Origin of the sequence: Nocardioides sp. NBC_00368, from assembly GCF_036090055.1 — a bacterium.
Classification (GTDB): Bacteria; Actinomycetota; Actinomycetes; order Propionibacteriales; family Nocardioidaceae; genus Nocardioides.
On record NZ_CP107970.1, the window covers coordinates 2,438,006 to 2,463,292 of the forward strand.

The 25,287-nt window shown below is 68.6% G+C and carries 15 protein-coding genes; all 15 read right to left on the reverse strand.

The genetic code is table 11. The features are described from left to right. Positions 1 to 92: 92 nt before the first annotated feature. Positions 93 to 713: a maleylpyruvate isomerase family mycothiol-dependent enzyme gene (locus OG984_RS11625; protein ID WP_328531735.1), complete on the reverse strand. Its 621-nt coding sequence runs from the start codon at positions 711 to 713 to the stop codon at positions 93 to 95. An 87-nt stretch (positions 714 to 800) separates the two neighbouring features. After that, positions 801 to 3,947, reverse strand: coding sequence for a glycosyltransferase (locus OG984_RS11630; RefSeq protein WP_328531736.1), 3,147 nt, complete (start codon positions 3,945 to 3,947; stop codon positions 801 to 803). A 118-nt stretch (positions 3,948 to 4,065) separates the two neighbouring features. After that, on the reverse strand, positions 4,066 to 4,518 hold the full coding sequence (locus OG984_RS11635) for an acyl-CoA thioesterase (protein WP_008358262.1): 453 nt from the start codon (positions 4,516 to 4,518) through the stop codon (positions 4,066 to 4,068). Positions 4,519 to 4,536: 18 nt separating this feature from the next. After that, the gene (locus OG984_RS11640) at positions 4,537 to 6,606 is read right to left on the reverse strand and encodes an acyltransferase family protein (RefSeq protein WP_328531737.1); all 2,070 of its coding nucleotides are present in this window, start codon (positions 6,604 to 6,606) and stop codon (positions 4,537 to 4,539) included. Continuing rightward, positions 6,603 to 8,351 carry a glycosyltransferase family 2 protein gene (locus OG984_RS11645; RefSeq protein ID WP_328531738.1) on the reverse strand — a complete coding sequence of 583 codons (1,749 nt, stop codon included), beginning with the start codon at positions 8,349 to 8,351 and terminating at the stop codon, positions 6,603 to 6,605. The genes OG984_RS11640 and OG984_RS11645 overlap by 4 nt, the downstream gene beginning before the upstream one ends. Beyond that, positions 8,348 to 9,436 carry a glycosyltransferase gene (locus OG984_RS11650; RefSeq protein WP_328531739.1) on the reverse strand — a complete coding sequence of 363 codons (1,089 nt, stop codon included), beginning with the start codon at positions 9,434 to 9,436 and terminating at the stop codon, positions 8,348 to 8,350. Before OG984_RS11650 ends, OG984_RS11645 begins: the two co-directional genes overlap by 4 nt. A 244-nt stretch (positions 9,437 to 9,680) precedes the next feature. Further along, positions 9,681 to 10,436 carry a hypothetical protein gene (locus OG984_RS11655; protein WP_328531740.1) on the reverse strand — a complete coding sequence of 252 codons (756 nt, stop codon included), beginning with the start codon at positions 10,434 to 10,436 and terminating at the stop codon, positions 9,681 to 9,683. Between the two features lie 122 nt (positions 10,437 to 10,558). After that, positions 10,559 to 14,098: a chromosome segregation protein SMC gene (gene smc, locus OG984_RS11660; RefSeq protein ID WP_328531741.1), complete on the reverse strand. Its 3,540-nt coding sequence runs from the start codon at positions 14,096 to 14,098 to the stop codon at positions 10,559 to 10,561. A 162-nt stretch (positions 14,099 to 14,260) separates the two neighbouring features. Further along, a complete protein-coding gene (locus OG984_RS11665; RefSeq protein WP_328531742.1) occupies positions 14,261 to 15,376 on the reverse strand; it encodes a polysaccharide pyruvyl transferase family protein in 1,116 nt (371 codons plus the stop codon). A 244-nt stretch (positions 15,377 to 15,620) separates the two neighbouring features. Further along, complete coding sequence (locus OG984_RS11670) at positions 15,621 to 15,818, reverse strand: hypothetical protein (protein ID WP_045548398.1); 198 nt, start codon at positions 15,816 to 15,818, stop codon at positions 15,621 to 15,623. A 182-nt stretch (positions 15,819 to 16,000) separates the two neighbouring features. Beyond that, positions 16,001 to 16,798, reverse strand: a complete 798-nt coding sequence (locus tag OG984_RS11675; RefSeq protein WP_328531743.1) for a DUF6576 domain-containing protein — start codon at positions 16,796 to 16,798, stop codon at positions 16,001 to 16,003. An 85-nt stretch (positions 16,799 to 16,883) separates the two neighbouring features. Further along, positions 16,884 to 18,083, reverse strand: coding sequence for a glycosyltransferase family 2 protein (locus tag OG984_RS11680; protein WP_328531744.1), 1,200 nt, complete (start codon positions 18,081 to 18,083; stop codon positions 16,884 to 16,886). Beyond that, entirely contained in the window at positions 18,080 to 18,874 is a 795-nt protein-coding gene (locus OG984_RS11685) for an FkbM family methyltransferase (protein ID WP_328531745.1), read from the reverse strand. Before OG984_RS11685 ends, OG984_RS11680 begins: the two co-directional genes overlap by 4 nt. A gap of 83 nt (positions 18,875 to 18,957) precedes the next feature. Continuing rightward, positions 18,958 to 21,078 (reverse strand): acyltransferase family protein, encoded by a 2,121-nt coding sequence (locus OG984_RS11690; RefSeq protein WP_328531746.1) that lies wholly within the window; start codon positions 21,076 to 21,078, stop codon positions 18,958 to 18,960. Positions 21,079 to 21,112: 34 nt separating this feature from the next. Further along, the gene (locus OG984_RS11695) at positions 21,113 to 25,252 is read right to left on the reverse strand and encodes a glycosyltransferase (protein ID WP_328531747.1); all 4,140 of its coding nucleotides are present in this window, start codon (positions 25,250 to 25,252) and stop codon (positions 21,113 to 21,115) included. Between the last annotated feature and the right edge of the window lie 35 nt (positions 25,253 to 25,287).

Here is a 25,287-nt window from a genome sequence, read left to right on the forward strand (position 1 = left end):
ACGGGGGCGCGGAACCACCGGGTAGTCCAGGGAGTTTCCGTCCGTTACTGGCCGGTAGAGCGACCGAAACTCCCTGGACTACCCGGACGGCTTCAGCCCAACCGGCCGAGAAGCTCAGCGACACCGTCCCCGGCCAGGTCCGCCACCGCCTCGCGGCGGCCGGCCATCGCCATGACCAGGTCGAGCAGGCGGCCGCTGACCTCAGGGCCGTCGCCTGCCACCAACTCCGTGTCGACCGCGCGGAGTCGAAGCCCCGCGACCAGGGACTTGCTGTTGACCGCGAAGTCCTTGGTCGCGAAGAACCTCGCGACCGCCGAGAGACCTTCGGGATCGGGGTCGTGCTTGATCCCGAGCGGCCGCCGGATGTCCTCGCTGTGGACGATCATCTCGCCCAGCCCGCCGACGCTCTCCGTACGCGGCAGCCTGATCGGTCCGATCACGGCGAACCGTGCCAGCGTCTCCTCGGGCGTGGACCCGCGGAACTCCTCGAGCCGCCGGCGGTTGTGTACGTCCGGATCGAACCGTGCCCCGATCATGCTGCGCAGCCAGCCCGGGAAGGAGAGCCGCGAGGCCGCGCCGAGGTGCGCCACGACCTCCTCGACGTCCCACTCGCCGCACAGCGTCGCGGATCGCCACTGGTCGGGCGCGAGCGACCTCAGGTCGCCGGCCAGCGCGTCCCGTTCGCGCAGCTGGATCGTCGAGAGCTTCGTCATGCGGACACTCTGACAGGTTCTGGCACCGTGAGGGTGACGCCTCGGCCGACCCCGGCGACGTCTCGGCCGACGGGGCCGACGTCTCGGCTAGGCGTGGTCCCGCTTGGCCCGCTCCTCGAGCGCGATGTCGAGGAGGGAGCGGGCACGTGCGTCGAAGCCGTGGTCGCGGTGGATGCGGGCGGCCTCGGCGCGAATGTGCTCGTCGGTGCCGAAGACGACCGAAGGATCGGGCATCGAGGACCACTTCACCAGGTCCTCGGAGGTCTCGTAGACCTGCACGGTGTCGCCGAAGACGTCGCGGAGGCCGACGACGTCGTCGGAGATGACCCGGGCACCTGAGGCGACGGCGTCGAAGAGCCGGTTGGAGATGAAGCCGTAGTCGCGCATGTCGGCCCAGTGGTCGTTGAGCACGACCCCGGCGGCCCGGTATTCGGCGCCGAGCCGGGTGTTGGACATGTGCTGGGCCTTGACGTAGTGGCGCGGGATGTAGGGCTCCCAGCCGTGGCCGTAGACCGACAGCGGCAGCCCGGCGGCGACGGCGTCGTGGATGATCGGGCGCTCGACGTCACGCGAGGTGCCGACGAAGAGCACCGCGTGACCGGAGTCGGGCAGGGCCCGGTCCGGGTTGAACAGCTCGGGGTCGGTGGCCTGCAGGAGCGGGTCGACGCGGATCCCCCAGCGTGCCGACATCTGCTCGGCCCACCGCGGCCCGGCCGCCAGCAGCCGGTCGAAGCCCGCCGCCTCGGCGCGGGTGACCGCGTCGGGATGGGAGATCACCCAGCCGATGTTGATCCGGCCGTCGGGCGCGGGGAAGTAGCGCGAGAGCCCGCGCAGAGTGACCACGACGTCGTCGTCGAGCGAGCTCGGCCGCTCCCACTCGTAGTGGTGGTCGACGACCGCCGACTGACCGAGCTTGCGCAGCGAACGCGCCAGCGCGCGGGCGAAGTGGGTGTCGCCCCACCGCTCCCCCTCCGGCGCCCCGGGCGCGGAGATCTTGATCGACCAGCGCAGCTGCGGGACGCCCTCCACCACCGAAACCCGGGGCAGCGGAGCGAGGACCGGGCGGGTGGCGGCGTACGTCTTGGCGTGACCGGTCGGTTCGCCGGCCATCGCCCGGCCGACGACCTGATAGCCGCAGGCCGCCCACGCGGCCTCGTCGTCGCGGGGCTCGTTGCGACCGACCCAGCGGTCGAGGTAGATCAGCCGGTTGCGTGGGGCGCGGGCGAAGCGGCCCTTCGACTTCGACTCGTGGTGGACGACCTCGGAGGAGGTCACCACCCGGAACGACCCGGGTCGCAGCTCCGCGAGCCGGTGGCACAGGTCGACGTCCTCCATGCCGTTGGTGAAGATCGGGTCGAATCCCTGCAGCGCGACGACGTCGCGGTAGCGCAGCACCAGCGCCGCGCCGGTCAGCGCCGAGAACCGGTGGCCCTCGAGGCCGGCGGCGTCCTCGGGCGGGTACTCGGCGAGCATGTTGTAGGGCAGCCCGCCGTAGGGCGGGAAGACGACCCCGGCCGACTGCACCGACCCGCTCGGGTAGAGCAGCAGCGGCTGCACCGCGAGCACCTCGGGATCCTCGAGAGCATCGACCAGAGGCGAGAGCCAGCCGGCCAGCGCGGTGGTGTCGTTGTTGAGGAAGACGACGGTCTCCCCGGTGACGTACGCGATGGCGAGGTTGTTGCCGAGCGCGAAGTTGTGGTTGACCGTGCTGTGCACCACCTTCACCTCGGGGAACCGCAGCGGCAGCGAGTCGAGCACAGCCGAGACGCCGGCCGAGGAGCCGTTGTCCCAGACCACGATCTCGAGCCGCTTCTCCCCCGCACCGTGCTCCATCACGGCCTCGACGGCACCCACGGTCAGCAGCGAGTCGTCGTAGGTCGGGATGACCACCGAGACCACGTCCGGGTCAGGGGTGCGCGCGGCGAGCGTGTCCCAGTCGACGAAGGTGCGGTTGCGTACGACGTCCTCCCACGACTCCAGGTCGAAGGGGTCGAGCGGGAGCCGGTCCTGACGGGGACGGCGCGGGTTGATGCCCTGCCGTCGCTCGACGCCGACCTCGGGCACGACCTGGACCTCCGCCTTCGAGGTCAGCCGCAGCGCGAGGTCGTAGGCCCAGCCGACGCCGATGTCGTCGCGCGGCCCGCCGACCTCTCGCAGCAGCGGCGTGGCGATCAGCAGTCGTGAGAGCAGCGCCCGCATCAGCGGACCCGGGACATCGGGCCCCGGCGAAGCAGGAGGTACGTCGACGGCGAACCGCTGCTCCGGCAACCACGGCCGCTCCAGCACGTCGGCGACCAGCGGCCTCCCGGCCGCCTCGGCCACCGAGACCAGCCGCGCGAGACGACCGGGCTTCCAGACCTCTCCCCCGGCGACGTACGCGACGAAGTCGCTGCTCACCTGCGCGAACGCGGCAGCGACGCCGGGCTCGCCGCGGTCCGGGTCGCCAGGCACGATGCGGGCGCCCGGGACGACACCGTCGACCGACTCGGTGACCGACGGCGTCAGGCCACGGTCGATGACGATGACCTCGGTGCCCACACCGTGCTGCGCGGCGACGCTGTCCAGCGTCACCCGGGCGAGCTCGTCGGAGGCACCGAGATCGACGATGACGCTGACGGTGCCGACGGGTTCACGACCGGCCGGAACCGCACGGACCGGCTCGATCGACGCCCGCCACGTCCGCGGGACGCCCTGCCGGGCCTGCCATTCCGCGCGTCGGTCCCGGATCCAGTCACGCAGGTCGGGGAACCGGCCGTCGACCTGGACGAGCCAGTCGTTGGCACGCCGGCCGTTGCGGGCGCCACGGTCGACGTAGTGCCCGATCGCGCCGCCGTAGAAGCTCTCGGTCTTGCGCCGCTCGGTGTAGCCGTCGGTGTCGAAGAGCGGGTGGGTCGGCTGCAGCCACAGCTCGGCGCGCAGCCAGTAGAGGAACGGGTCCTGGTCGCCCATCTGCTTGCGCAGCCGCGGGGTCAACCGGGCGACGAAGAACTCCGGGTCGAAGAGCGGGCTGGGCTGGGCCAGCTGCTTGCTGCGGTCCTGCTCGAGGTAGTGGCGGGCGGCCCGTTTGCGGTCGAGCCGCTGACCGACCTGCTCGGCGTACCACTCGTGGTCGAACAACGGACAGTCGACGAGCAGGCGCACGTCGTCGGCCCGGCTGTAGAGAGGCGAGTCGTTGTAGACCTTGCGGGCCAGGTCTCGCCCTCTGCGCAGGCCGCCACGTGCGATGCGCTTCAACTCTTCGTCCACTAAAGGTCCCCCAAGACGCTCTAGATCGTGCTTCGGCAGTGGGTCAGACTGTCACAGTGCCGAGTCGCGGTGAACGGCGCCACGCACGTTCACCGAACTGTCAAGGTCAATTCTGCCGCCACAGCGGCATGACCGCCTCCCGGATCTCGTCGGGCATCGGCGTCACCGGACGTGACGGGTCGGTGTTGTCGACGTAGACGTGCACGAACCGGCCCTCGGCCGCGGCCTCCTCGCCCGGCCCCTGGAAGAGGCCGATCCGGTAGATGACCGACGAGCTCCCGACCTTGTCGACGACCAGCCCGGCCTCGACCGGCTCGGGGAACCCGATCTCGCGCAGGTAGCGGCACGAGGTCTCCGCGACGATCCCGATCTTCGGCAGCTTCCGCACGTTCACACCGGTCGTCTCGAACAGGTAGGCGTTGACCGCGGTGTCGAAGTACTCGTAGTAGGTCGCGTTGTTGAGGTGACCGTAGGCGTCGTCGTCGCGCCAGCGGGTCGTGATCGTGCGCCAGTGCACGTAGTCGGCGCGGGTCGGGGCCTTGCGGTCAGGAGTGCTCATCGCGGCCGATCTTAGATCCTAGAGCTCGTCCTCGACCGCACGGACCAGATAGGGCGCCAGCGTCATCGAGAAGGTCGCGGTGATGTGGCTCCGGTCGCGATAGGCCTGCACGTGCCCGACCACCAGGGGACACCGGTCCTCGTCGCAGTAGGCCGCAGAGAGGTCTATCAGGGAAGCGCCCGGCCCCGCCAGGCGGACCGCCTCGGCGAGCGGGTCAGAGGTGGCGTACGCCTCCTGGCGGGTCATCTCGCACGCGCCGGCGTCCGCGAGCGTCTCGATCTCGTCGAGGCAGGTCGCCGCCCCGGGGGTGAGGTACGGGTTGTCGGCGAGCGCGACGATCTTCGTGCCCCGCTCGAGGATCGGCTTCCAGGCCTGGGCGAGCTGGTCGGCGGCCGGGTCCGGCTCGCCGGCCGCGAGGTTCGGGTTGCGGCGTTGGGTGACCAGCACGACGTCGTACGCCTCCTGGTCGAGCTGCTCGATCAGCGCCTCGCGGTAGGCGCGGCGCGGGTCACCCGCGGTGGCGGGGAGCAGCCCTCCGCCGTTGGCGACCAACGTGTCGACCGACCATCCTGAGCTCTCGGCGACCCGGGTCAGGCCGGGGATCAGCGAAGCGCCGTGGGAGTCCCCGACCAGCGCGACCCGGAGTGCATCCGGGTCGTCGGAGCCGAGGTGGCAGACCTTGGGGCGGGCGTCGGCGGCATACGTCTCCATCTCGGGGAGATAGCACCGGTAGGCCCGGCCGGTGTCATCCTTGCGGGCGATCGGCGCAGGGAGAAGTACGCCGTCGAGCTCCGGGTTCCGGCACCCCTCCATCAGGGCGGCGGCGCCGAAGCACTCGGTGTCTCCCGATGCGAGCGCCTCAGCCTGGCCGCGACTCTCCTCGACCAGGTTGCGTCCGTGCAGGATCCCGGGGACCGCGGCGGCGACGACCAGGGCCGCTCCGAGCACCCCGAAGAGGAAGGCCCGCGGGGTGGTCCCCAGGATCGGTCCGGTGCGGAACGGCGTCTCCACGTACCGGTAGGTCAGGGCCGCGAGGCCGATGGTGACCAGGAGGATCAGCGGCTCGCGGAGCCAGGTGCCGAGCACGGGGCCGGTCTCGGGGAGCACGACCACGAGCGGCCAGTGCCACAGATAGAGCGAGTAGGAGACCGTCCCGATCCACTGGACGACCGGATGGCCGACGACCCGAAGCCCGAGGCCGCGGGGCGCGCCCGCCCAGATGACCAGCGCGGTGCCGACGACCGGCAGCAGCGCCACCCAGCCCGGGAACGGCAGCGAGTCGTTGAAGAGCAGCAGCGCGCCGAGCACCCCGAGCCAGCCGGCCATCGCTGCGTACGGCGCCCAGCGCCCTGGCACGCGCTTGAGGGAGAGCGGCAGCACCGCGATGAGACCGCCGACCGCGAACTCCCAGGCGCGCGCGTAGGTGACGAAGTAGGAGTCGGCGCCTTTCGTCGCGGTGACGTAGACCGAGGCCACGAAGCTGACCACGAAGACGGCGAGGAAGACCGCCCGGATCGCCGTCAGCCGCACTGTGGGCCGTCGCCGGGTCAGGAGCGCAACCGCGACGATCAGCAGCGGCCAGATGAAGTAGAACTGCTCCTCGACCGAGAGGGACCAGTAGTGCTGCGCCGGCGATGGCGGGTCCTCGGCGGCGAGATAGTCGACCGCCGCCCAGGACAGCTGCCAGTTCTCCACATAGAACGCGGCCGCGACTGCCTCCCGCAGGAACTGCTGCCACAGGGCCTCCGGCACCAGGACGTACGTCGCCCCGATGCCGCACATCAGCACCAGCAGCGCCGCGGGGAGCAGCCGCCGGATCCGGCGGGCCCAGAACGCGCCCAGCCGCACCCCACCGGGCTTGGCGGCCTCGCGCACCAGGTGGGAGGTGATCAGGAAGCCCGAGATCACGAAGAAGACGTCGACGCCGGCGTAGCCGCCCCGGATCGCCCCCGGCCAGAGGTGGAAGAGCACAACTCCCAGCACCGCGGCCGTACGCAGAGCCTGGATCTCCAGCCGCTTGTCCCGCACCGGCTGCCCGGCCTGCCCGGGCTGCCCGTCCGTGGCGGGCGCGACGACGACAGCGGTCACGGGCGCACCCGGCGGACGATCCGGCCCGCCACCCGGCGGGCCTTGCGGACGCCGCGCTCGCCGAAGCTCAGCGGGATCTCGATCCCGTGACGCGGGCGACCGTCGAGCTCGACGATCTGCGCTCCTTCGCCGATCCGCTCGCCGATGGCGTCCTCGTGGATGATCACCGGCCCGTCGAACTCGCCCAGCGCGTCGCGGCCCTCGAACCGCACCCGCCAGCGACCGCCCGAGAGCGCGGCGGTGGGCAGCGTGACCTCGAGGCTGCCGGAGGCGAGCTCGGTGGCGTCGTAGTCCAGCGTCCGGCGCCGGCGGTCGTGGAGAAACACGACGCGGAGCCTAACGGGCTCGACCATCGTGTGAGCCAGGTGGAGGTGGGCACGGCCGTCGACGAGCGAGAGCGAGGTCGCGGTCACCGGATCGGTGGCACCGGAGACCACCTGGCGCAGCAGCTCGGGACCTTCGTCGAGGGCGGCCATGATCCGGCCGAGCCGCCAGCCCGGCTCCTCTCCCGCCTCGCCGGCGGCCACCGCCTCGGCGACCGCGGTGAACAGGTCACGGTGCTTGAGCACCAGGTCGGCGAGGTCGTCCCCGACCAGCGTCTCGTCGTCCAGCGAGATCGTCGCGACGGCGTTGACCAGCGGCCGCTGGAGCGTACGCAGCGGCACCACGCCGCTGTCGGCGACGAGCTGCAGCGTCTCCAGCAGGTCGGCGACCGGCCGGTCACCCCAGCGGACGTCGTCTCCGATCAGCCGCGCCGCGGTCGCCCACTGGCCCGAGGAGACCAGCCGCCAGCCCCATCGCTTGTCGCGCTCCAGGTCATCGATCAGATCCTCGATGCCGGCGTCGTCGAAGAGGGCGATCAGCTCGGCGATCAGGACCCGCGCCGGCTCGAGCGCCACCGGGTCGATCACGGCCATCCCGCGCAGCGCCCGGACGATCGCCATCCAGCCGTCGGCGTCGAAGATCAGCGAGGCGTACTCGGCGCGCACCTCCGGGTCGCCGAGCTCGATGATCCGGCGGGCACAGCGCAGCTCCTGCTCGAGGTAGCTGATGATCCCCGCCGGCGAGTGGGACTTCGCCGTCATCGACCCCGGCCCGGGCCGGTCGCGGTAGACGTAGACCGTCCCGGTCACGATGTCGAAGCGGGCCGTGGTCAGCGCGTGCACCATCGGCTCGATGTCGTTGGAGCGCGAGGCGTCGGGGAACTCGATCCCGGCCGAATCCCAGAAGTCGCGCCGGAAGACCCGGTTCCAGCAGGCCCGGTTGCGCAGGGCGGACGGCGCCTCGGCGAGCCTCACCAGGGTGCGCTCCTCGTCGAAGGCCGGCCACGCCCGCACCGGCCACCAGACCCGGTCGCTGAACAGCTTGAAGAACCGGCCGACCACCATGTCCGAGCCGGTCTCCCGCGTCTTGCGCAGCATCGCGGCGTACGCCCCGGCCGGGACCAGGTCGTCGCCGTCCGCGAAGGCGAGGAAGCGGCCGCGCGCCAGCGAGACGCCGTGGTTGCGTGCCTGCCCCCCGCCCTTTCCGGGCGAACGGACCACCTTCAGGCGCGGGTCGCGGGCTGCGTACGTCTCGGCGATCTCGAACGTGTCGTCGGTGGAGGCGTCGTCGACGAGGATCACCTCGAGGTGCACCGGGTCGGCGGCCGAGGACTGGTCCTCGAGGATCGAGGAGAGCAGCTCCCCGACCCACAGGCCGACGTTGTGCGTCGGGACGACGACAGAGAGCTCAGGTGTGGTCATCGGGCTGCACCCTCCAGATCGCCGGCCAGCTCGTCGAGCAGCCGCAGGTAGTCGCGCGACATGTCGTAGGGCGTGTACGCACGGGTGAACTCGTGCGCGGCCCGATGCCGCGACTCCTGCCCGTCGAGGGCCTCCAGGATCGCCGCGGCCAGCGCCACCGGCTCGTCCGGCTCCGGCGCGTACGTCACCACCCACGGCTGGTCGGCGAACTGCCGCGCGACCGGGGTGTCCTCCGGGATCAGAGCGGTGCGGCCGAAGGTGCAGGCGGCCAGCAGCGAGCCCGAGTTGAGGATCCGCCGGTAGGGCAGCGCGACCACGTCGCTGGCCCGCAGCCAGTCGGAGAAGTCCGCGGTCTCGACGAACCCGAGCCGCTTGACGATGTTGGGTGCCGAGAGCATCTCCTCGACCGTCTCCAGGTCGGAGGCGGGCACCACCTTGCCGGCCACGACGAAGGTCAGGTCGGGCACCTGCTCGGCGGCGATCTCGACCGCCCGGCACAGCACGTCGAGGCCCTTGTAGGCCCGGATCTGACCGATGAAGCCAACCGTCGGCACACCCTGCGGAACCCCGATGCGCTCGCGCGAGGCGGCGTCGTCGCCGCCGTCGGGATAGACGCCGAGATAGGAGGAGTGCGGCAGGTCGACGACCTTGTCGGGCGGGAGCGAGTAGTAGGCCGCGGTCTCCTCGATCGTGGCCGGGTTGAGCTGGATGATCCGGGTCGCGTAGCTCGCCAGCGCCTTCGCGACGGCGAGCTCGACGTCGACGTGGTCGGCCTCGTGGGCGATCGAGTTGTGCACGGTCCAGAGCACATCGGCACCCCGGTCGCGGAGGCCGCTCAGGACGTCCTCGAACCGGGCCGCGTTGGACCAGGCCTCCTCGACGCTCTCACAGCCGCTGGTCACCGGTGAGGTCCAGTGGACGTGGAGCACGTCGCCGCGGCCGAGGTGTGCTGCCCGTGCCTCGAGCCGGTGCAGACCCTGCACTCCCTCGACGACGTCCCAGCCCGCCGCCCGTGGTGCCACCGTGAGCATCGTGAGGTACGGATTGCTCCGGTAGTAGGGGAACGAGAGCAGGGTCGAGGGCATGTGGGGGTCCTTGAAGTTCTTAACCGTGACGATCCCCCGAGCGTCGAGACGATGTCTCGCCGGTGTCCCGGTCCGGCCGGTGACCGCAGGATTCTAGGCAGGCAAATGGGCCCACTTTGACCACTCGAACGGCTTCCCCGCATGCCTTCATCACGGGTTCATCGACGGTTCATCGAACCCACATCAGGGCGTCGCATAGCGCGCGAGCCCGCAGCATTGTCCATGCTCTACGGACTCAAGACACTCACGTCGGTTCGGGCTGAAGATCACTGGTCGGCTTCCGGTCGGTGATGCGGGTCGTCGCCGGCCACATGACTATGGCGGCGAGGACGAGAAGCACACCAGCCGGAGCCTCAGACCACGGGGCAGTGTCGTGCGAGACGTACGCCGCGGCGATTGGGCCGACGACGAAGTATGTCGGCAGCACAGTCGTCGCGGCGATCAGGAGCACCGTGACCACCGTGCTCACGGACCGGGCGGTGGACGGCCGGTCTTCGGCGGCCTCTGGCCATCCATCCGGGCCATACCCACTCGCTGCGATCACGGCAGAGATGATCAGCACGGTGGGCCACAGCACCCCGACGACAATGAGTGCCGTCAGGTCGAAGCCTGGAACGGCGACCGGCCTGCCCGCGATCCCTGAGGCTAGGACCAGCACGCCGATGCCGACGAGCACAACAGCCGGAATGACGGCGAGCGGCCACAGCGTGTGGCGACGAAAGACGGGCATCAGCAGAAACGGCAGCGTGAACGCGGCGACGGCCAGCAGCAGGACCGACAGCCCGTAGATCTCGGCCGCATGCCCGATCGGCTGCCACGGGCTGGCTGGCCACTGGTAGTCGTAGAGGTGGTCCTGCCGCTGGAGGCAGGCGGGTTCGTCGAAGCCGCCACGCGGGCACACCTCAGACCAGCGTTGCCACGCTGCCACGTAGGCAAGAACCCCTGAGCCGGCGAGTGAGCCTGAGGTCAGCGCGCGTACGCCGAGGCGTCCCGGGTTCATACGCTCATGGAAGCGAGCTGTCCAGCCGTTTGAACCCAGCGTGGCCGTGCTTCCTCGATGTTGAGGACGGTCTCACTGTCGCTACTCGCCGCCGCTCGCGGCTCAACCAGCGGAAACAACACTCAGGCCGGCTGCGCGTCACGCAGCCGCTGCGAGATGACGGTGGTGACACCGTCGCCGCGCATGGTGACGCCGTAGAGGGCGTCGCCGACCTCCATGGTGCGCTTCTGGTGGGTGATCACCATCAGCTGGGAGTTCTCGCGCAGCTCCTCGTAGATCTCCAGGAGCCGGCCGAGGTTGGTGTCGTCGAGCGCGGCCTCGACCTCGTCGAGGATGTAGAACGGGCTGGGCCGGGCCTTGAACAGCGAGACCAGGAAGGCGACCGCGACCAGCGACCGCTCGCCACCGGAGAGCAGCGAGAGCCGCTTGACCTTCTTGCCCGGCGGCCGGGCCTCGACCTCGATGCCGGTGGTGAGCATGTTCTCCGGGTCGGTGAGGACCAGGCGACCCTCACCACCCGGGAAGAGCCGCGCGAAGACGTGGTCGAAGGCGACGCGTACGTCCTCCCAGGCCTCGGTGAAGACCTGCTCGACGCGGTTGTCGACCTCCTTGACGATGTCGAGGAGGTCCTTGCGGGTCTGCTTGAGGTCCTCGAGCTGCTCGGTGAGGAACTTGTGGCGCTCCTCCATCGCGGCGAACTCCTCCAGCGCGAGCGGGTTGACCTTGCCCAGAGCGCGCAGGTTCTTCTCGGCGATCTTGAGCCGCTTGGCCTGCTCGGCGCGGACGTAGGGAATCGGCGCGACCTCGTTGCCGTCCTCGTCGGGGTGCTGCGGGACCAGCTGGTCGGGGCCGTAGTCCTTCACGATCGCCTCGGCGTCGAGGCCGAGCTCCTCGAGGATCCGCTCCTCGAGCTGCTCGATCCGCATCCGCTGCTGGGCGCGGGCCATCTCGTCACGGTGGACGGAGTTGACCAGCTCCTCGAGCTCCTTGCCGAGGTTGCGCAGCAGCGAGCGGCACTCGCGCAGCGCCTGCTCCCGCCCGGCGCGGGACTCCTCGATCTCGGTGCGCGCCTTGGCGGCCTGCTGCACCGAGACCTCCAGCCGGTCCAGGGCGTACGCCACCGCGGTCCCGACCGCTCGCGCGGCCTCTCCTTCGCGGCGCATCTGCTCACGACGGGCGGCCGCCTTGGCGCGCTGCTCCCGCTCCTGCCGGGCCGCGCGGAGCAGCCCCTCGGCACGGCCGGCCAGCGCGCGGGCGCGCTCCTCGGACGTACGCAGCGCCAACCGCGCGTCCATCTCGCGCTGGCGCGCGTTACGGGCCGCCTCGGCCAGGCCGTCGCGGGCGCTCAGGTCCGGCTCGTCCTCGGGCTCCTCCTCGGCCATGGCGAGGCGCTCCTCGAGCTCGGCGAGCCCGGCGACGGCGTTCTCGCGGGCCTCCTGGGCCTGCTCGACGGCGGCCAGCAGCCGCTCGGCCTCACCGCGCGCGGCGCGGGACTGGGCGCCGAACTGGCCGAGCTCCTCGGCGACGGCGGCGAGGGTGGCGTCGGACTCGTGCAGCTTGGCCAGCGCGACGTCGACCCGCTTCTGAGCGGCCAGCCGCTCGGCCTCCAGGCGGGAGGTCTCGAAGGTGGCTCGCTCGGAGACGGCGTGGGCCTCGGCGAGCTGGGCGGTGGCCTCGTCGACCGCGGCCTGCACCTCGATCAGGCTGGGCACGCTGGAGGAGCCGCCGGCGGCGAAGTGGGCGCCGATCAGGTCACCCTCGCGGGTCACCGCGGTGATCTGGGGCTCCGTGGCCACCAGCGCCTGGGCGGCGGTGAGGTCATCGACCACCGCGACCTTGTCGAGCAGCCGCGCCACCGCGGGCCGCAGCACCGACTGGCACTCCACCACGTCCAGCGCGTACGCAGCACCCGCAGGCAACGCAGGCCAGCCGCCGGTCTCCTCGGGCGAGCCGCCCAGGAGCAGTCCGGCACGGCCGAGGTCCTCGGCCTTGAGATGCTCGATCGCCCCGATGGCCTCCTCGGAGGAGGAGACGACGACCGCGTCCGATGCGGTCCCGAGAGCGGCGGCCACGGCGGCCTCGTAGCCGGAGCGCACCGCCAACAGCGACGCGACCGAACCCAACACCCCCGGAAGCGAGGAACCGAGCAGTGCGCCGGCGCCGTCCTTCCGGTTCAGACCCATCTCCAGCGCGTCCTTGCGGGCGGCCAACGTCGAGCGGTCACGGTCGGCCTGCTGCGCCTCGGCCTGCAGCTTCGCGAGCCGCTCCTCGATGTCCTCCAGCGCCGCGGCGGCGGCCTCGTGCTCGGCGTCGAGGCCCTCCTCCCCCGCGTCCAGCCCGGCGACCTTGGTCTCCAGGGCGGTGAAGTCCCGCTGGGCCCGCTCCGCGCGCGCCAGCGCCTCCTCACGGGCGGCCGTGAGTCGTCCGACCTCGTCGTCGGCGGCAGCGGCGCGCGACTTGAGCGCGTTGACCTGGCCGGTCAGCCGGGCCAGCCCCTCGCGGCGGTCGGCGGCGGCACGCTCGAGGCCCTTGACCCGGCGCTCCTCCTCGGCGGCAGCATCTTCAGCAGACTTGCGGGCCTCGACCGCCTCCTCGAGGGAGTAGCGCAGCTCCTCGACCTCGGCGTCGGCGGCCTCCTCCTGCTCGCGCGCGATCTCGGCCTGCGCCTCGAGCTCTTCGGGGTCGCGCCCCTGGCGCACCTCCAGATCCTCCGAGCCGGCTGCGTTGCGCACCCGCTCGGAGGCGAGCGACTGGGTGCCGCGCAGCCGCTCGCGCAGGGAGTTCAGCGCGAACCAGGTCTCCTGCGCGGCCGCCAGCGCCGGCAGATCCTCGCGCAGCGCGGCCTCGAGCACCGCCTCCTGCTCGCGCCCCTCGGCGATGGTCTCCTCGACCTCGGCGCGGCGGGCCAGCAGCGCGCCCTCGTCGGCGAGCTCCTTGTCGAGCTCGGTCTTCGCGGTGACCAGATCGTCGGCGTAGATGCGGGACTTGGCGTCGCGTACGTCCATCTGCACCGTCTGCGCCTGCCGGGCGACCTCCGCCTGGCGGCCGAGCGGCTTGAGCTGGCGGCGGATCTCGACGAGCAGGTCCTGGAGCCGGTCCAGGTTGACCTGCGTCGAGTCGAGCTTTCGCAGCGCCTTCTCCTTGCGCTTGCGGTGCTTCAGGACCCCGGCTGCCTCCTCGATGAAGCCGCGCCGGTCCTCGGGGGTGGCGCGCAGGATCGTGTCGAGCTGGCCCTGGCCGACGATGACGTGCATCTCGCGGCCGATGCCGGAGTCCGACAGGAGATCCTGGACGTCCAGGAGCCGGCACGGGCTGCCGTTGATGGCGTACTCCGAGCCGCCGTTGCGGAACATCGTGCGCGAGATGGTGACCTCGGCGTACTCGATCGGCAGCGCGCCGTCGGTGTTGTCGATCGTCAGCGAGACCTCGGCCCGGCCCAGCGGGGCGCGGCCGGACGTACCGGCGAAGATGACGTCCTCCATCTTGCCGCCGCGCAGGCTCTTGGCGCCCTGCTCGCCCATGACCCAGGCGAGCGCGTCGACGACGTTGGACTTGCCCGAGCCGTTGGGCCCGACGATGCAGGTGATGCCGGGTTCGAGCTCGAGGGTCGTGGCGGAGGCGAACGACTTGAAACCCTTCAGCGTCAGACGCTTGAGGTACATCGACTTCTCCCCCGGCTCAGGACCACGTGGTCGTACACAGTTCGCAACACATCAGCGTGGCTGAGGTGAGCCAGCAAATCTAATCGTCGCTGCTCAGGGGAACCCCAGCGGGTCGAGGATAACCCGCCGGGCGTCGCGATCCGCGGACCTCGAGGGAGAGTCTCAGAGCCCCAGCGTCTGCTTCACCTCGGCCCGCAGCTCCCGCAGGTGAGCGTCCGCGGCCGTACGCAGCCCGGCGACCGCCTCGGGATCCGGGACGACCCGCTCGGTGAACCTCTCGGCCAGGTCGGCGGCGTCGAAGGCGGAGACGTTGGCGTCCAGGCCGATGCGCTTCATGAAGTTGCGGTTCTTGTTGGTCGCGATCATCACGATCGAGGGCACGCCGTACATCGTGGCCACCACCGACCCGTGGAACTTCATGCTCGCGAACGCGCTGCACTCCCCGATCGCGCGCGTCAGGTCATCGAGCGATTCGGTGTAGACGACCTCCTTGCCCGGGATGTCGAGGTCGTCGGCGTTGGCCACGTCGCGACGGCCGACCTCCATCGTGCCGAGGATGAGGTGGCGTACGCGCCAGCCGTCCGCCATCGCCTTGCCTGCCATCTCCTCGACGCGCGAGTAGTCGTCGGGCTCCTCCAGGTTGGGCCGGTAGCGGGTGACCACGCCCAGGATCGGCGCACCTTCGGGCTTGGTCGCCGCAGGAAGGTCCAGCGAGCAGACCATGTCCGGGGCGACCCTGATATCCAGGTCGGCGGAGATGTTGCCCAGGATCCAGTCGGCGGTCTGCTGGTCGCGGACGCCGATGAACTTCACGTTCGGGTGCTCGAGGAACTTCTTGTGCTTCTCGATGATGTGGGGCTTGATCTCGGTGTTTCGGTAGATCGGCACTCCGATGCCGACGACGAAGACGGGCTTGGCCAGCATCTTGTGGTTGAAGTAGCGCGGGTCCGCCTGCCACGGCTGCAGGATGTCCCCGCCGCCGATGAGGATGGCGTCCACCTCGTCGACGATCTCGGGCAGCGGCCGGTCGTAGTACGGCTTGGTCATGTTGTCGGCGAGCACCCGCAGCTCGAACTCCTCGCCGAAGTACTGCTCATAGACCGACAGGAACAGCTCGTCGCCGTAGTTGCCGGCACCGAAGAACCCGGCCAGCCCGATGACCGGCTTGCGCCCGCGCCGCTCGCGGCGGGCCAGGGCCGCCCTGATCTGCTGCTTGAGCGGGTCCGGCAGGCGGCGTGCTGCGGAGCGGAGGACCGGGTGATGGCGCAACGAGGACAACGGGGGCTCCTGGGGGGATCACGAGACGGACAGCCACCCTGTGGTGGCGAACCGCGCGAGCGTAGCGACGCCGGGTTGTCCCGAGCGCCCGTCGGCCGAACCTCAGATGAACACTCGGAGACCAGTGCGTACGCCCCTCCAAAAGGTCGAAACCGACTCTGATACCAGAGTCGGTTCCCCCTGAGCGAGACCAGTCTTGATCAGGAAATAGCTCTCGCCCGTGGTGTTGCAGAGTGCCCGCAGGTCAGGCGGGCTGCATCTCCTGCATCGAGGTGTCCAGGTCCGCGGTGTGGGCCGCGACCAGTGCGTCGTTCTCAGTCTTGAGGGAGAGAACGAGATCCTCGAGCTCACGCACACGTGCACGCAGCCGAGCATTCTCGGCTGTGAGGTGGGCGGGAGTCCGCAGGTCGCTGCTCATGTAACCGATCAGCGCCTTCGCCATGAATACGTTTCCTTCGTTGGAATCACTAGAAGTTCCCGCGATACCGGGCCGTCTACAAGAGTGACACCGTTATCGACAAGCGTCAACGTCGCGCGTCCAAAGCCGGGACCTCTGACCATGCAAAGGCCGATTTTGGGGCGAAACCTGAGTGCCTCGCACTCAACTTTCGCCCCGATCACCGGTCACCCACGGCGACGGCGCTCACGCAGCTGCATGAGCTCCTTCTTCTCCTTGCTGGTCAGCGAGTCGGCGCCCTGGGCGTGGATCTTGTCGAGGAGCTCGTCCATCCGCTGGTCGTCCTTGGAGACGGTCGAGGACTCCCACGGGCCGGTGACCACGGTCGGGCCGGACTTGCGCTTCTTCGCCTTGGCCGGCTTGGGCGCCCTCGGCTGGGCCGGACCGGCCACCCGCGGGATCCAGGCGAACTTGTCGAGCAGTCCGAACTGGCGCGCGACGAATGCGTTCACGGCCATGCCGACGACGAAGACGAGCAGCATCACGAAGCTGCGGTAGCCCAGGTACTGGATCAGCTGGATCCCGACCAGGATCACACCGAAGAGCCAGGCCGGGATGTTGAACATGAACATCCGGTCGGGCCACTGCGCGATCCACAGCAGCACCACCATCATCTCGAGCATGCCTAGGCCGAAGAGGGCGTAGGAGGGGTCCAGTACGGCGCCGAAGAAGACGGCCAGGACCGAGAGCACCGCGGTGAACGCCACCAGCAGCCAGGCGAACCGGACCCGGCCGAGCTCGTTGCGCTCGAGGTCGGAGCCGAAGTACCAGAAGAAGAAGATCGCGAGTACGTCGAAGATGCCGAACTGCGGATAGGCGAACGGCCAGGTCAGCAGCGTCCACAGCTTGAGCTCGGCGATGTTGGGCTGGACCAGGGCCAGCCCGAGCACGCCCCCGCCACCGAGGATGGCGAAGAGCACCAGTCCGACGATGCTCGCGAAGACCACGAGCCATGTCGTGGTCACCCCCAATGAACCGATGTGGAACCAAGGCTCGTGGGGGTAACGACCGCCTGGGGACAACCGGAAACGTTCTCGCACGGGGCCGAGCCTATCCACGCATTGGTTGCCGCGTCAGCAGGGCACTCCCATCGACTTTCTCGATGTCACGCAGCTGCGGCGGTAGCGCCGGATCCTCACGCCACGGATGTTGGCGAAACGCCTTGCCCGCGCCGTATCTGTCGATCATCACGATCAGCGCGGCGAGGTCCTCGGCCCGGTCCTGGGCGACCAGCCAGGCCATGAGCCGCTGAACGGGCGGGACCGTCGTGGCCTCGAACGGGACACCGGCGTCGTACCAGAACTCCAGGACGGCGGCGCGCAGAAGCTCCCAGTAGCGCCGCGGATCCTCGGTGTCGGGGTGAACCGCCGCTCGGAAGTGCTCCCACATGTCGATCGGCAGGATCTCGACGAGCAGCGTCTCCATCAGCTTCGCCGAACCGGCCGCGCGGACCATCTCGACGGTCTGGCGCTTGGTGTCGATCCGCTCGACGAGGTTGGCCGTCTGCGCACGCTTCTGCGTCGCCGAGGACCGGTCGGCGCGAACCTGCCAGTCGTAGACGATCTCGGTCAGGACGTCGAAGGAGTCGGCGGCGAGGAACACCTGCGTGAGCGCCACCTGGTCCTGGTAGCGGGTGCGCTCGGGGAAGACGATCGCGTTCTTCGTCCAGAACGACCGCCGGAAGATCTTGTTCCACACGAAGATGTCGGCCAGCATCAGCGGCGCGTCCTCGATCCGGCACCTGAGCCGCTCCTCCGCATGGTTGCGGCGCATCAGCGGCGTCATGAACCTCCGCTCCACCCCGCCGTCGACACTGACCCGCTCCGCGGCGCCGACCGCGAAGTCCGAGCCCGTACGCCGCAGCGACCGCACCATCGCCGACCATGCGTCCGAGGGAAGGATGTCGTCGGGATCGACGAACGTCAGCAGGTCCCCGGTCGCCGCGTCGATCCCGGTGTGACGGGCTCTCGACACCCCCGAGTTCGCCTGGGTGATGACGGTGACGCCGGGTTCCTCCGAGGCGATGCGCCGCAGGATCTGCGCCGAACCGTCGGTCGAGCCGTCGTCGACGACGATCACCTCGAGCCTCGAGATCTCGTCGCGCGGCTGGTCCAGGACGCTGCGCAGGCTCTTCTCGACGTACTCGGCGACGTTGTAGACCGGCACGACCACGCTGAGCGTCGGCCTGCCCCGCAGGAGGTCCCTCGCCCGACGGACTCCTGCTTCGGTCAGCTGGCGCCAGTCGGTCACGCCGATCCGCTTCCGACGCCCTGCTCCTCGAGCTGCGCCCGGAGGGCCGCCTTGAGGGAGTTCAGACGGTAGATCTCCTCGGTCGCCATCACCAGGGCCGCGACCACCTCTGCCTCCTCCGGCGTTCCCGAGGCGGGCCGGAACAGATGGGTCGGAGTGAGGTTGAAGGTGCCCGTCTGGGCGTAGCCCATCCGAATCATCCATGAGGAGACCTTCTGGTATCCCGCCAGCGTTCCGCACTCGACGTACAGGAGAGGTCGGTCCCTCTCGATGAGTGCCGTCGCCCCCTCGAGCACGTCGATCTCCGCCCCTTCGACGTCGATCTTGAGCGCCGCCACGCGGGCCGGAAAATGTTCGTCGTCGAGAGCGACGACAGCGAAGTCGCCCTCCTCGTCCGCGACCGCCACCGACTGCGCTCCCAGATTCGTCGCGTCGAGATTGGCCATCGTGCCGCGTGCGGAGCTCGCGTGGACGCCGACGTCACGAATGACGACACGGTCACTGAGGCCGTTCGCCTCCACGCTGGCGGAGATTCCGGCGACCAACTCGGGGTTCGGCTCGTAAGCGACGACGTGAAGCTCTCCGACCACCGCCAGGTACAAGGAGTGGTTGCCGATGTTCGCCCCGACATCGACGACGAGGTCTCCGGGCTCGAGAGCGGCGACCATCGCTTGGAGCATCAGTTCCTCGTACGGGCGGCCGGTCCTCACCAGGTTCGACTGGATGTAGTCCGCCTCGGCGTGCGGGACGCAGACCGCATAGCTCCGTCCCCCGACCTCGATCGTGGTCATGGGGGCCGGAGACATCGTGCTGTCAAACATTGGTGATCACTTTCGCATCGCAAGGATGGGACGGAACAGGTGCCTCGACGCCGTCAGCGTTGTCGCAAGGCATCATCGATGGCGCGCCCCAGGTACGGCGCGACAGTTCGCGTGTAGGTGAGCGTCAGGTGTTCACCGTCGTCACGGTAGACGATCACGTGACCGACGACCGGCCGGCAGACCTTCGGTTCGCAGTAGAGGTCCGTCAAGTCGACCAGCACCGCGTTCGGGTCGACGGCAACTGCCTCTGCCAGGCCCGAGGGTGGAAGGACCTTTCTGCGAGGCTGTGCGCACGCTGTGGCTGCGTCCAGCCGCTGCGCCTCCACGCACGCCATCGTTCCCTCTGGCATCGCCGGGTTGTCCTCGATCGCGATCACCGGCACCTTTCGAGGTGCCGGCCGGCGCGCCCACGCACGAGCCAGCCCTTCAGCCGTCACAGCGACCGAGGTCGTCACGTTGTCGTCGGCCAGGATCGGAGACGAGTTCCGCGCCTTGGAGGTGAGAATGGCATCCAGGTCATCAGCCTTTTCGACGTACGCACTGATGCTGCGCCGCCACTCCTCGCACATCAGCTGGTCTGCGGTGCTGTTCTTCTGAAGGTCGGCCTCCGTCCAATAACAGCCGACTCGGCCGGCAACATCGATCCGCCAGCCGAACTCCTTCGCTATGTCCTCGTACGCCCCGACCAACTGGTCGTTGTGGGAGTCGCCAACCGCAAGCAGTCGCCTGCTGTAGCCATTCTTCGGGCCGAGCCGGCACATGACGACCTCCCCGGTCTTGGCGGCCGAACTCGACCAGCATTCCGCTCTGTTGGCCTCGTCCGTCGCGAGCTCGGACGGGTCTGGGACGAGGACGCCCTTCAGATCGGGGTTTTCGCAGGTCGGATCCGCGAGCTTGGCTGCGCCCAGACATGACATGTTCTGGGCGAGCAGGGTGTTCACCTTCCGTTCCGACTGGGCTGCGCCGCTCGCCTTGACGGCCAGTCCGGTGGCAACCACGGCAAGCACGACCACCATCGCCCCAGCGCTCCACAGGCCAACCGTGACCGGAGAGCGTCCACCGAGAAGGCGTCCGGAGAAGCGCACACGGTCCTCCCACTGCGTCGTACTGAGCCATGCGAGGGGGAACGTCACACCGAGGATCACCAGCTTCGTCCCCGCGTTCAGGGGTGCATCGGTGATGAACGGCACCAAGACGATGAGCGGCCAGTGCCAGAGGTAGATGGCATAGGAGGTGTCGCCGACGATGGATACGGGTCGCCATGACCCGACTCGCGCGAGAAACGTCCCACGACCGAGCCAGATGGCGAGTGCGGCGCCGCTCACCGGAACAAGGGCGGCGACCCCCGGGAAGGGAGTGGCGCTGGTGTACTGCGTCGCCGCCGTTGCGATCAGCGCGAGGCCCAGCGCAACCCCGAGAGCGCGCGCCGCTCTCGACCCGATCACCGGAAGCATTCCGATGAGAACTCCGGCGGCGAACTCCCACGCCCGCGTGAAGGCGGAGAAGTACGCCTCCGGGGTGTTCCCGGTGAGCCAGACCCCGTAGATGAAGGAAGCGCAGACGACGAGGGCGAACAACGAGCCGGCGAGTCGTCGGGTGGTGACGTACGACCCGGGACGGATCGACCGGGAAAGCAGCGCCACCGCGAGCAACAGGAGCGGTGTGAACACGTAGAACTGCTCCTCGACGGAGAGGCTCCAGAAGTGCTGAACCGCGGAAGCCTTGTTGTCGGCTGCCAGGTAGTCCACGCTCGCCCAGGCGAGCCGCCAGTTCTCGACGTACAGGCTCGAGGCGGCGATCTCGGTCAGGAACTGCGACCAGAGGCTTCGCGGCACCCAGACGAAGGTCGCGACGGCGCTCACCAGCAGGACGAGGAGCGAAGCCGGCAGAAGCCGTTTCGCTCGCCGGGCCCAGAACGCACCCAGGCGGATGCGGCCGGTCGTCTCGACCTCCCGGAGCAGGTGACTGCCGATGAGGAAGCCCGAGATGACGAAGAAAACGTCCACCCCGATGTACCCACCACTCAGACGCCCTGGAGCGAGGTGATAGGCAAACACGGAGAGGACCGCGATCGCCCGCAACGCCTGGATGTCTGGCCGGAACCCTTCCGCCGGGGCCTGCGCGTCGGCAGCCGCAGGCGCATCGGCCGGCTGCGTACTCGTCAGGATCGTCATGAAACGCGCCTGTCCACGTGCACCGTCATCATCGTCAGAGAAGCGACGCCATGTCGATGTCGTCCGGGCCGATCACACGACCGTCATCCGCGACACCTCGGATCCGCTGCAGAAGCGCATCCCGGGGGACCCCCACGCTGTTCTCGACGTGGTCGAAAACCTTCTCCAGCACGAGGTCGTTGTTGCCCTGGAACGCGTTGCGGCGCCAGAGTGCGACAGCCTGTGCCTCTTGGATCTGCTGATAGCCGGCGCGCTCGCGCGGCATCCAGACCGGGTAGCCGTTGGCTGTCGCCATCGCCTTGAGCCACAGATCGTCGGCGTACAGCGAAGTCTTGGAGATCGCGTCGACGTCGAAGGTGGCCGCGGGCAGCGAGTGCGGCGGGTAGAGCACGCCACCGATCCCCGTGGGGAGGAGCTGGTAGCTCGCCTTGCCACGCAGATAGTTGCAGTCATAGACCCACCCGTCGTACGAACGAAGGGTGCCATCCGGGCGGAACAAGGCCAGGTTCGCCCGCTGACAGATGATGGCGTGCGGGTTGGCCAGGTGGCCCTCATACAGCGTCTCGACGAGGTTGTCGTCGTAGATGACGTCGTCATCCACGGTGACGATGAGTGCCTCGGGATTCTCCTGAACCGCGTAGAAGTACTTCTTGTGCGGAGCGAGGTCGCCCTCCACCCAGCGGATCTGGAAGCAGGCATCTCGACGTTCGAGGACCTCGGCCGGTACGTCGGCCTCTCGGTTGGGGAAGTTCTCGGTGGAAAGCCACAGGAGCACCTTGTCCGGCCGCCTCGTCTGCTCCACGAGGGAGTCGATGCACTGACCGATGCTGAGCATCCTGTGAGGAATCGAGGTGAGCGACACCACCACCTCCCGTGCGCCTGACGAAGCCGGTCCACGTCCTCGCTCGGTCGTCGACCTGGCCGGCTGGAGCCTCCGACCGGTGCCGGCGGCGATCCGCCGCTCGAAGAGGGCTCCGAGGTCCTTGGTGTACGCGTCCATGCTGGCCCGCTCCTCATAGGCCCTGCGGGATGCGCTGCCCATCTTCTCGAGCGCCGCCGCTTCCTTGTCCATCATGGACATGAATGCGTCGCGCAGGGACATCACGTCACCCGTGTCGACCACCAGACCGTTGGCGCTGCTCACCATGTACTTGGCGCCGACGTTCTCGGTCACGATCAGGGGCTTGGACAGCATCGCTCCCTCGAGAGCGACCAAGGAGCATGACTCGTCGCGTGACGCGACGACCACGGTGTCCATCTGCGAGAGCAGCTCGATCTTCTTGCGCTCGTCGGAGATCACGCCGTGGTAGTGGATGTTCTCCTCTCCCGCGATCTGAGCGAACACGTAGGACGTGACCGACGTACCACTGTTGATGAACCCACCCGCGAAGTGCAGCTCTGCGCGAGCCCGATACTCCGCCGGCATCGCCTTGAAGGCGGCGATGAAGACGTCGTATCCCTTGCGGTGCTCGATGGTGCCGAGCTGGACGAACTTGAACGTGCCACCGGCCGCGATCTCGTACGGCTGTGCGTACTCGGACACGTCCACGACGCTGTTGCGCACGATCTCGACGGGACCGTCTGCGTGCTCCGCGACCGCAGCCGCGGCGTACTCGCTGACCACGCAGATGCTGCGGCTCTGGCGGAGCGTCTCCTGACGTTCGGGAGCTGCAGCGAAGAAGTCCGGCAGGTTGGTCGCCTCGCGCACGTACCAGACGAGCGGGATCCGGCCCTCCAAGACTCGTACGTAGTCGTCTGTCGCCACGGTGTTGCAGACGACGAGCTCGACGCCGCTCTCGATGAGCTTGTTGATCCGCTTCGGGCCCAGCTGACCGGCGCGCACCACCTTCACCGCGATGCCGAGTGCCGCGAACTCCTTCGAGAAAGGACCGGGCTTCGCAGTCCAGACCACCGGCTCGTACCCCAGGGAAATCGCGACCTTGCACATCCGGTGGAGGCTTCGGGGCGTGCCGGTGTACGTCATCTCGGGCGACACGAAGACGATGCGTCGCGACCGCGAGACCTGAGCAATGTCATGCGCCGTGCCCGCAGGCTCTAGCGCCTGGATCGGTCCGCTGAGGTCGAACAGGTCACCGAATCGTTCGGTGTGCGTCTCCTCACCGAACAGAGCTGGAGTCGCGTCGTAGAGGAAGTCCTTGTAGACCTCGTGGGAGTACGACTCGTTCTCGATCGCCGCCTTCAGCGGGTTGAACGCGACGTAGGGAGAGATCGGGCGGATGTCCTGATAGTTCTTGGTCCGCTCCAGGTAGGCCTCGACGAAGTCGATGATCCCGCGCTGCATCTCGGTGATCTGCTCGACGTTGCGCGGAGCGTTGTTCCCCCGAAGAGCGACAGGCCGGCCGAGGTCGTCAAACCCATAACCGACGACGCTGGAGGCAACCTGGGTGAACAGGTACTCGAGCGGGTGGTGCAGCAGATCCGTCTTGCGTGCCGCCTTCGGTCCGCCAGGCATCATGAACCTCGCCAGGTCCAGGTTCGCCATCGGCGAGTACGAGTAGGCGCTGATGAAGCCATCGGACACCATGTCGGTGACCTGTTCGGTGCGGCTCGTACACATGAGCGCACCGGAGACCTCGAGTTCGCGGTCAGCCATCGCAGTGCGGAAGAAGTGGCGGAGGGTGGTGATGCAGGTGCCGCTCCAACCGATGTCGACGATCAGGACCCGCCGGGCATCGCCGACGGCCTCGGTGAAGTACTCCTTCGCCGCATCGACGCTGGTGCGGTTGTGCTCCTCGATGACGTGCTTGTGGTCCCAGAAGAACCGCTCCAGGCGCCGCCTGGTGGCACTCGCCGGGAACAGGAACCGCTCGATGTCCGCCTGGTCCAGATAGGGCAGCAGGTAGTCGAATCCGGTGTCGATCAGCAGTTGCTCGATGGTCTTGGTGTTGTTGGACTCCTTGAACCAGCGGAAGAAGGAACGCCCGACGAAGTCGTCGAAGTTCAGATCGAGAGTGATACCAGCCGCTGCGTAGCGCGAGACGTCGATGTAGGCACTGTCGGCGCCGCCGTAGAAGCGGTCGTAGACACGCGAGATCACGTCGCAGTCGCGCCCGCAGAACAGGATCCGGTCGATGCCCTTCTCACGGACGACCGTCTCGAGGAACTCGCAGAACCCCGCGGCCAAGACGCCGCCGACGCGGAACCCGTGGGTGTAATGCAGACCCTCCGTCCAGGCGCCTGAACCGATCGTGTTGTTGAGGAGCGCCCCGTAGAAACTGCCGGCCAGAACCTCCATGTACGGCTCCCGAACCAGCCGTCGCTGGTCCTCGTTGTACACCGCCGGAAGACCGACTCGCTCGGACTGCTCGACATCCGCCTCGAGATTGTCACCGACGTGCACGATCGACGTCTCGCTGCCGTAGTACTCCAGGAGAACCTGCTGCAGCGTCCCGTCACCCTTGCGACGAAGGTACTCGTTCGACAGGTAGATCTTCTCGTAGCCCGTGTACCCGTTGCGCACGAGCATCTCCTCGATGACCTCCCGGGGGAGGTACATGTCAGAGGTGAACACGATGGTCCTGCCCTTGGCGAGGAGCCGATCGAAGACCTCCTTGATATACGGGTTCGCTTCGGACAGCTCGATCTCGAGGTTCTGCTCGTACACCTCCCATGCAGGATCCGCGCCGTACCGCTCCGCCATCACGGTGTAGATGTCACGCAGTGTGACCTCGCGAGAGCCCTTGTGGTTGTCGTTCTCGCGACGCGCGTGATCCTCGGCCTGCCTGCGGATGCTCGGGAACCTCTCGATACCGAGCCTCGACCCCATGATCCGGAAGACATCCTTCGGGAACTCCACAGCTCGGTACAGCGCCGTGTCGAAGACATCGAACGAGACCACGTCGTACGCGGCCAGCTTGTCGACCATCTCGTCGACGCTGAGCCGCTCTAGGCTGTCTGGCTTGAGGTAGTACGGCCGCCCGGTCTCCAGATCTTCGCCCGGGGTCTCCCCGAGGCGGGCACGGAGCCGCTCGATCTTCGCGTTCAGGCCCGACTGTCGGTCCAGGAGGCGGGTGTAGCGGGACACGACCGGACCGCCGCTGGTCGGACGGCCGAACAGCACAAGCTTGTGCTCCCCATCCACTTCTGCGACGCGCACCATCCGATGACGCAGCCCGAGCTTGTTGGTCGGCTGGTCGCCCATACCGGCAGGCATGGTTCCTCCTTGTGTTTCTGGGGTGACGAAAGTGC

Bases quoted from the DNA above. Each gene is read 5' to 3' on its own strand.
- OG984_RS11635 (WP_008358262.1), bottom strand. From the start codon at position 4,518: ATGAGCACTCCTGACCGCAAGGCCCCGACCCGCGCCGACTACGTGCAC.
- OG984_RS11650 (WP_328531739.1), bottom strand. From the start codon at position 9,436: ATGCCCTCGACCCTGCTCTCGTTCCCCTACTACCGGAGCAATCCGTAC.
- OG984_RS11655 (WP_328531740.1), bottom strand. From the start codon at position 10,436: ATGAACCCGGGACGCCTCGGCGTACGCGCGCTGACCTCAGGCTCACTC.
- OG984_RS11670 (WP_045548398.1), bottom strand. From the start codon at position 15,818: ATGGCGAAGGCGCTGATCGGTTACATGAGCAGCGACCTGCGGACTCCC.
- smc (WP_328531741.1), bottom strand. From the start codon at position 14,098: ATGTACCTCAAGCGTCTGACGCTGAAGGGTTTCAAGTCGTTCGCCTCC.
- OG984_RS11645 (WP_328531738.1), bottom strand. From the start codon at position 8,351: ATGACCACACCTGAGCTCTCTGTCGTCGTCCCGACGCACAACGTCGGC.
- OG984_RS11695 (WP_328531747.1), bottom strand. From the start codon at position 25,252: ATGCCTGCCGGTATGGGCGACCAGCCGACCAACAAGCTCGGGCTGCGT.
- OG984_RS11625 (WP_328531735.1), bottom strand. From the start codon at position 713: ATGACGAAGCTCTCGACGATCCAGCTGCGCGAACGGGACGCGCTGGCC.
- OG984_RS11685 (WP_328531745.1), bottom strand. From the start codon at position 18,874: ATGACCACGATCGAGGTCGGGGGACGGAGCTATGCGGTCTGCGTCCCG.
- OG984_RS11690 (WP_328531746.1), bottom strand. From the start codon at position 21,078: ATGACGATCCTGACGAGTACGCAGCCGGCCGATGCGCCTGCGGCTGCC.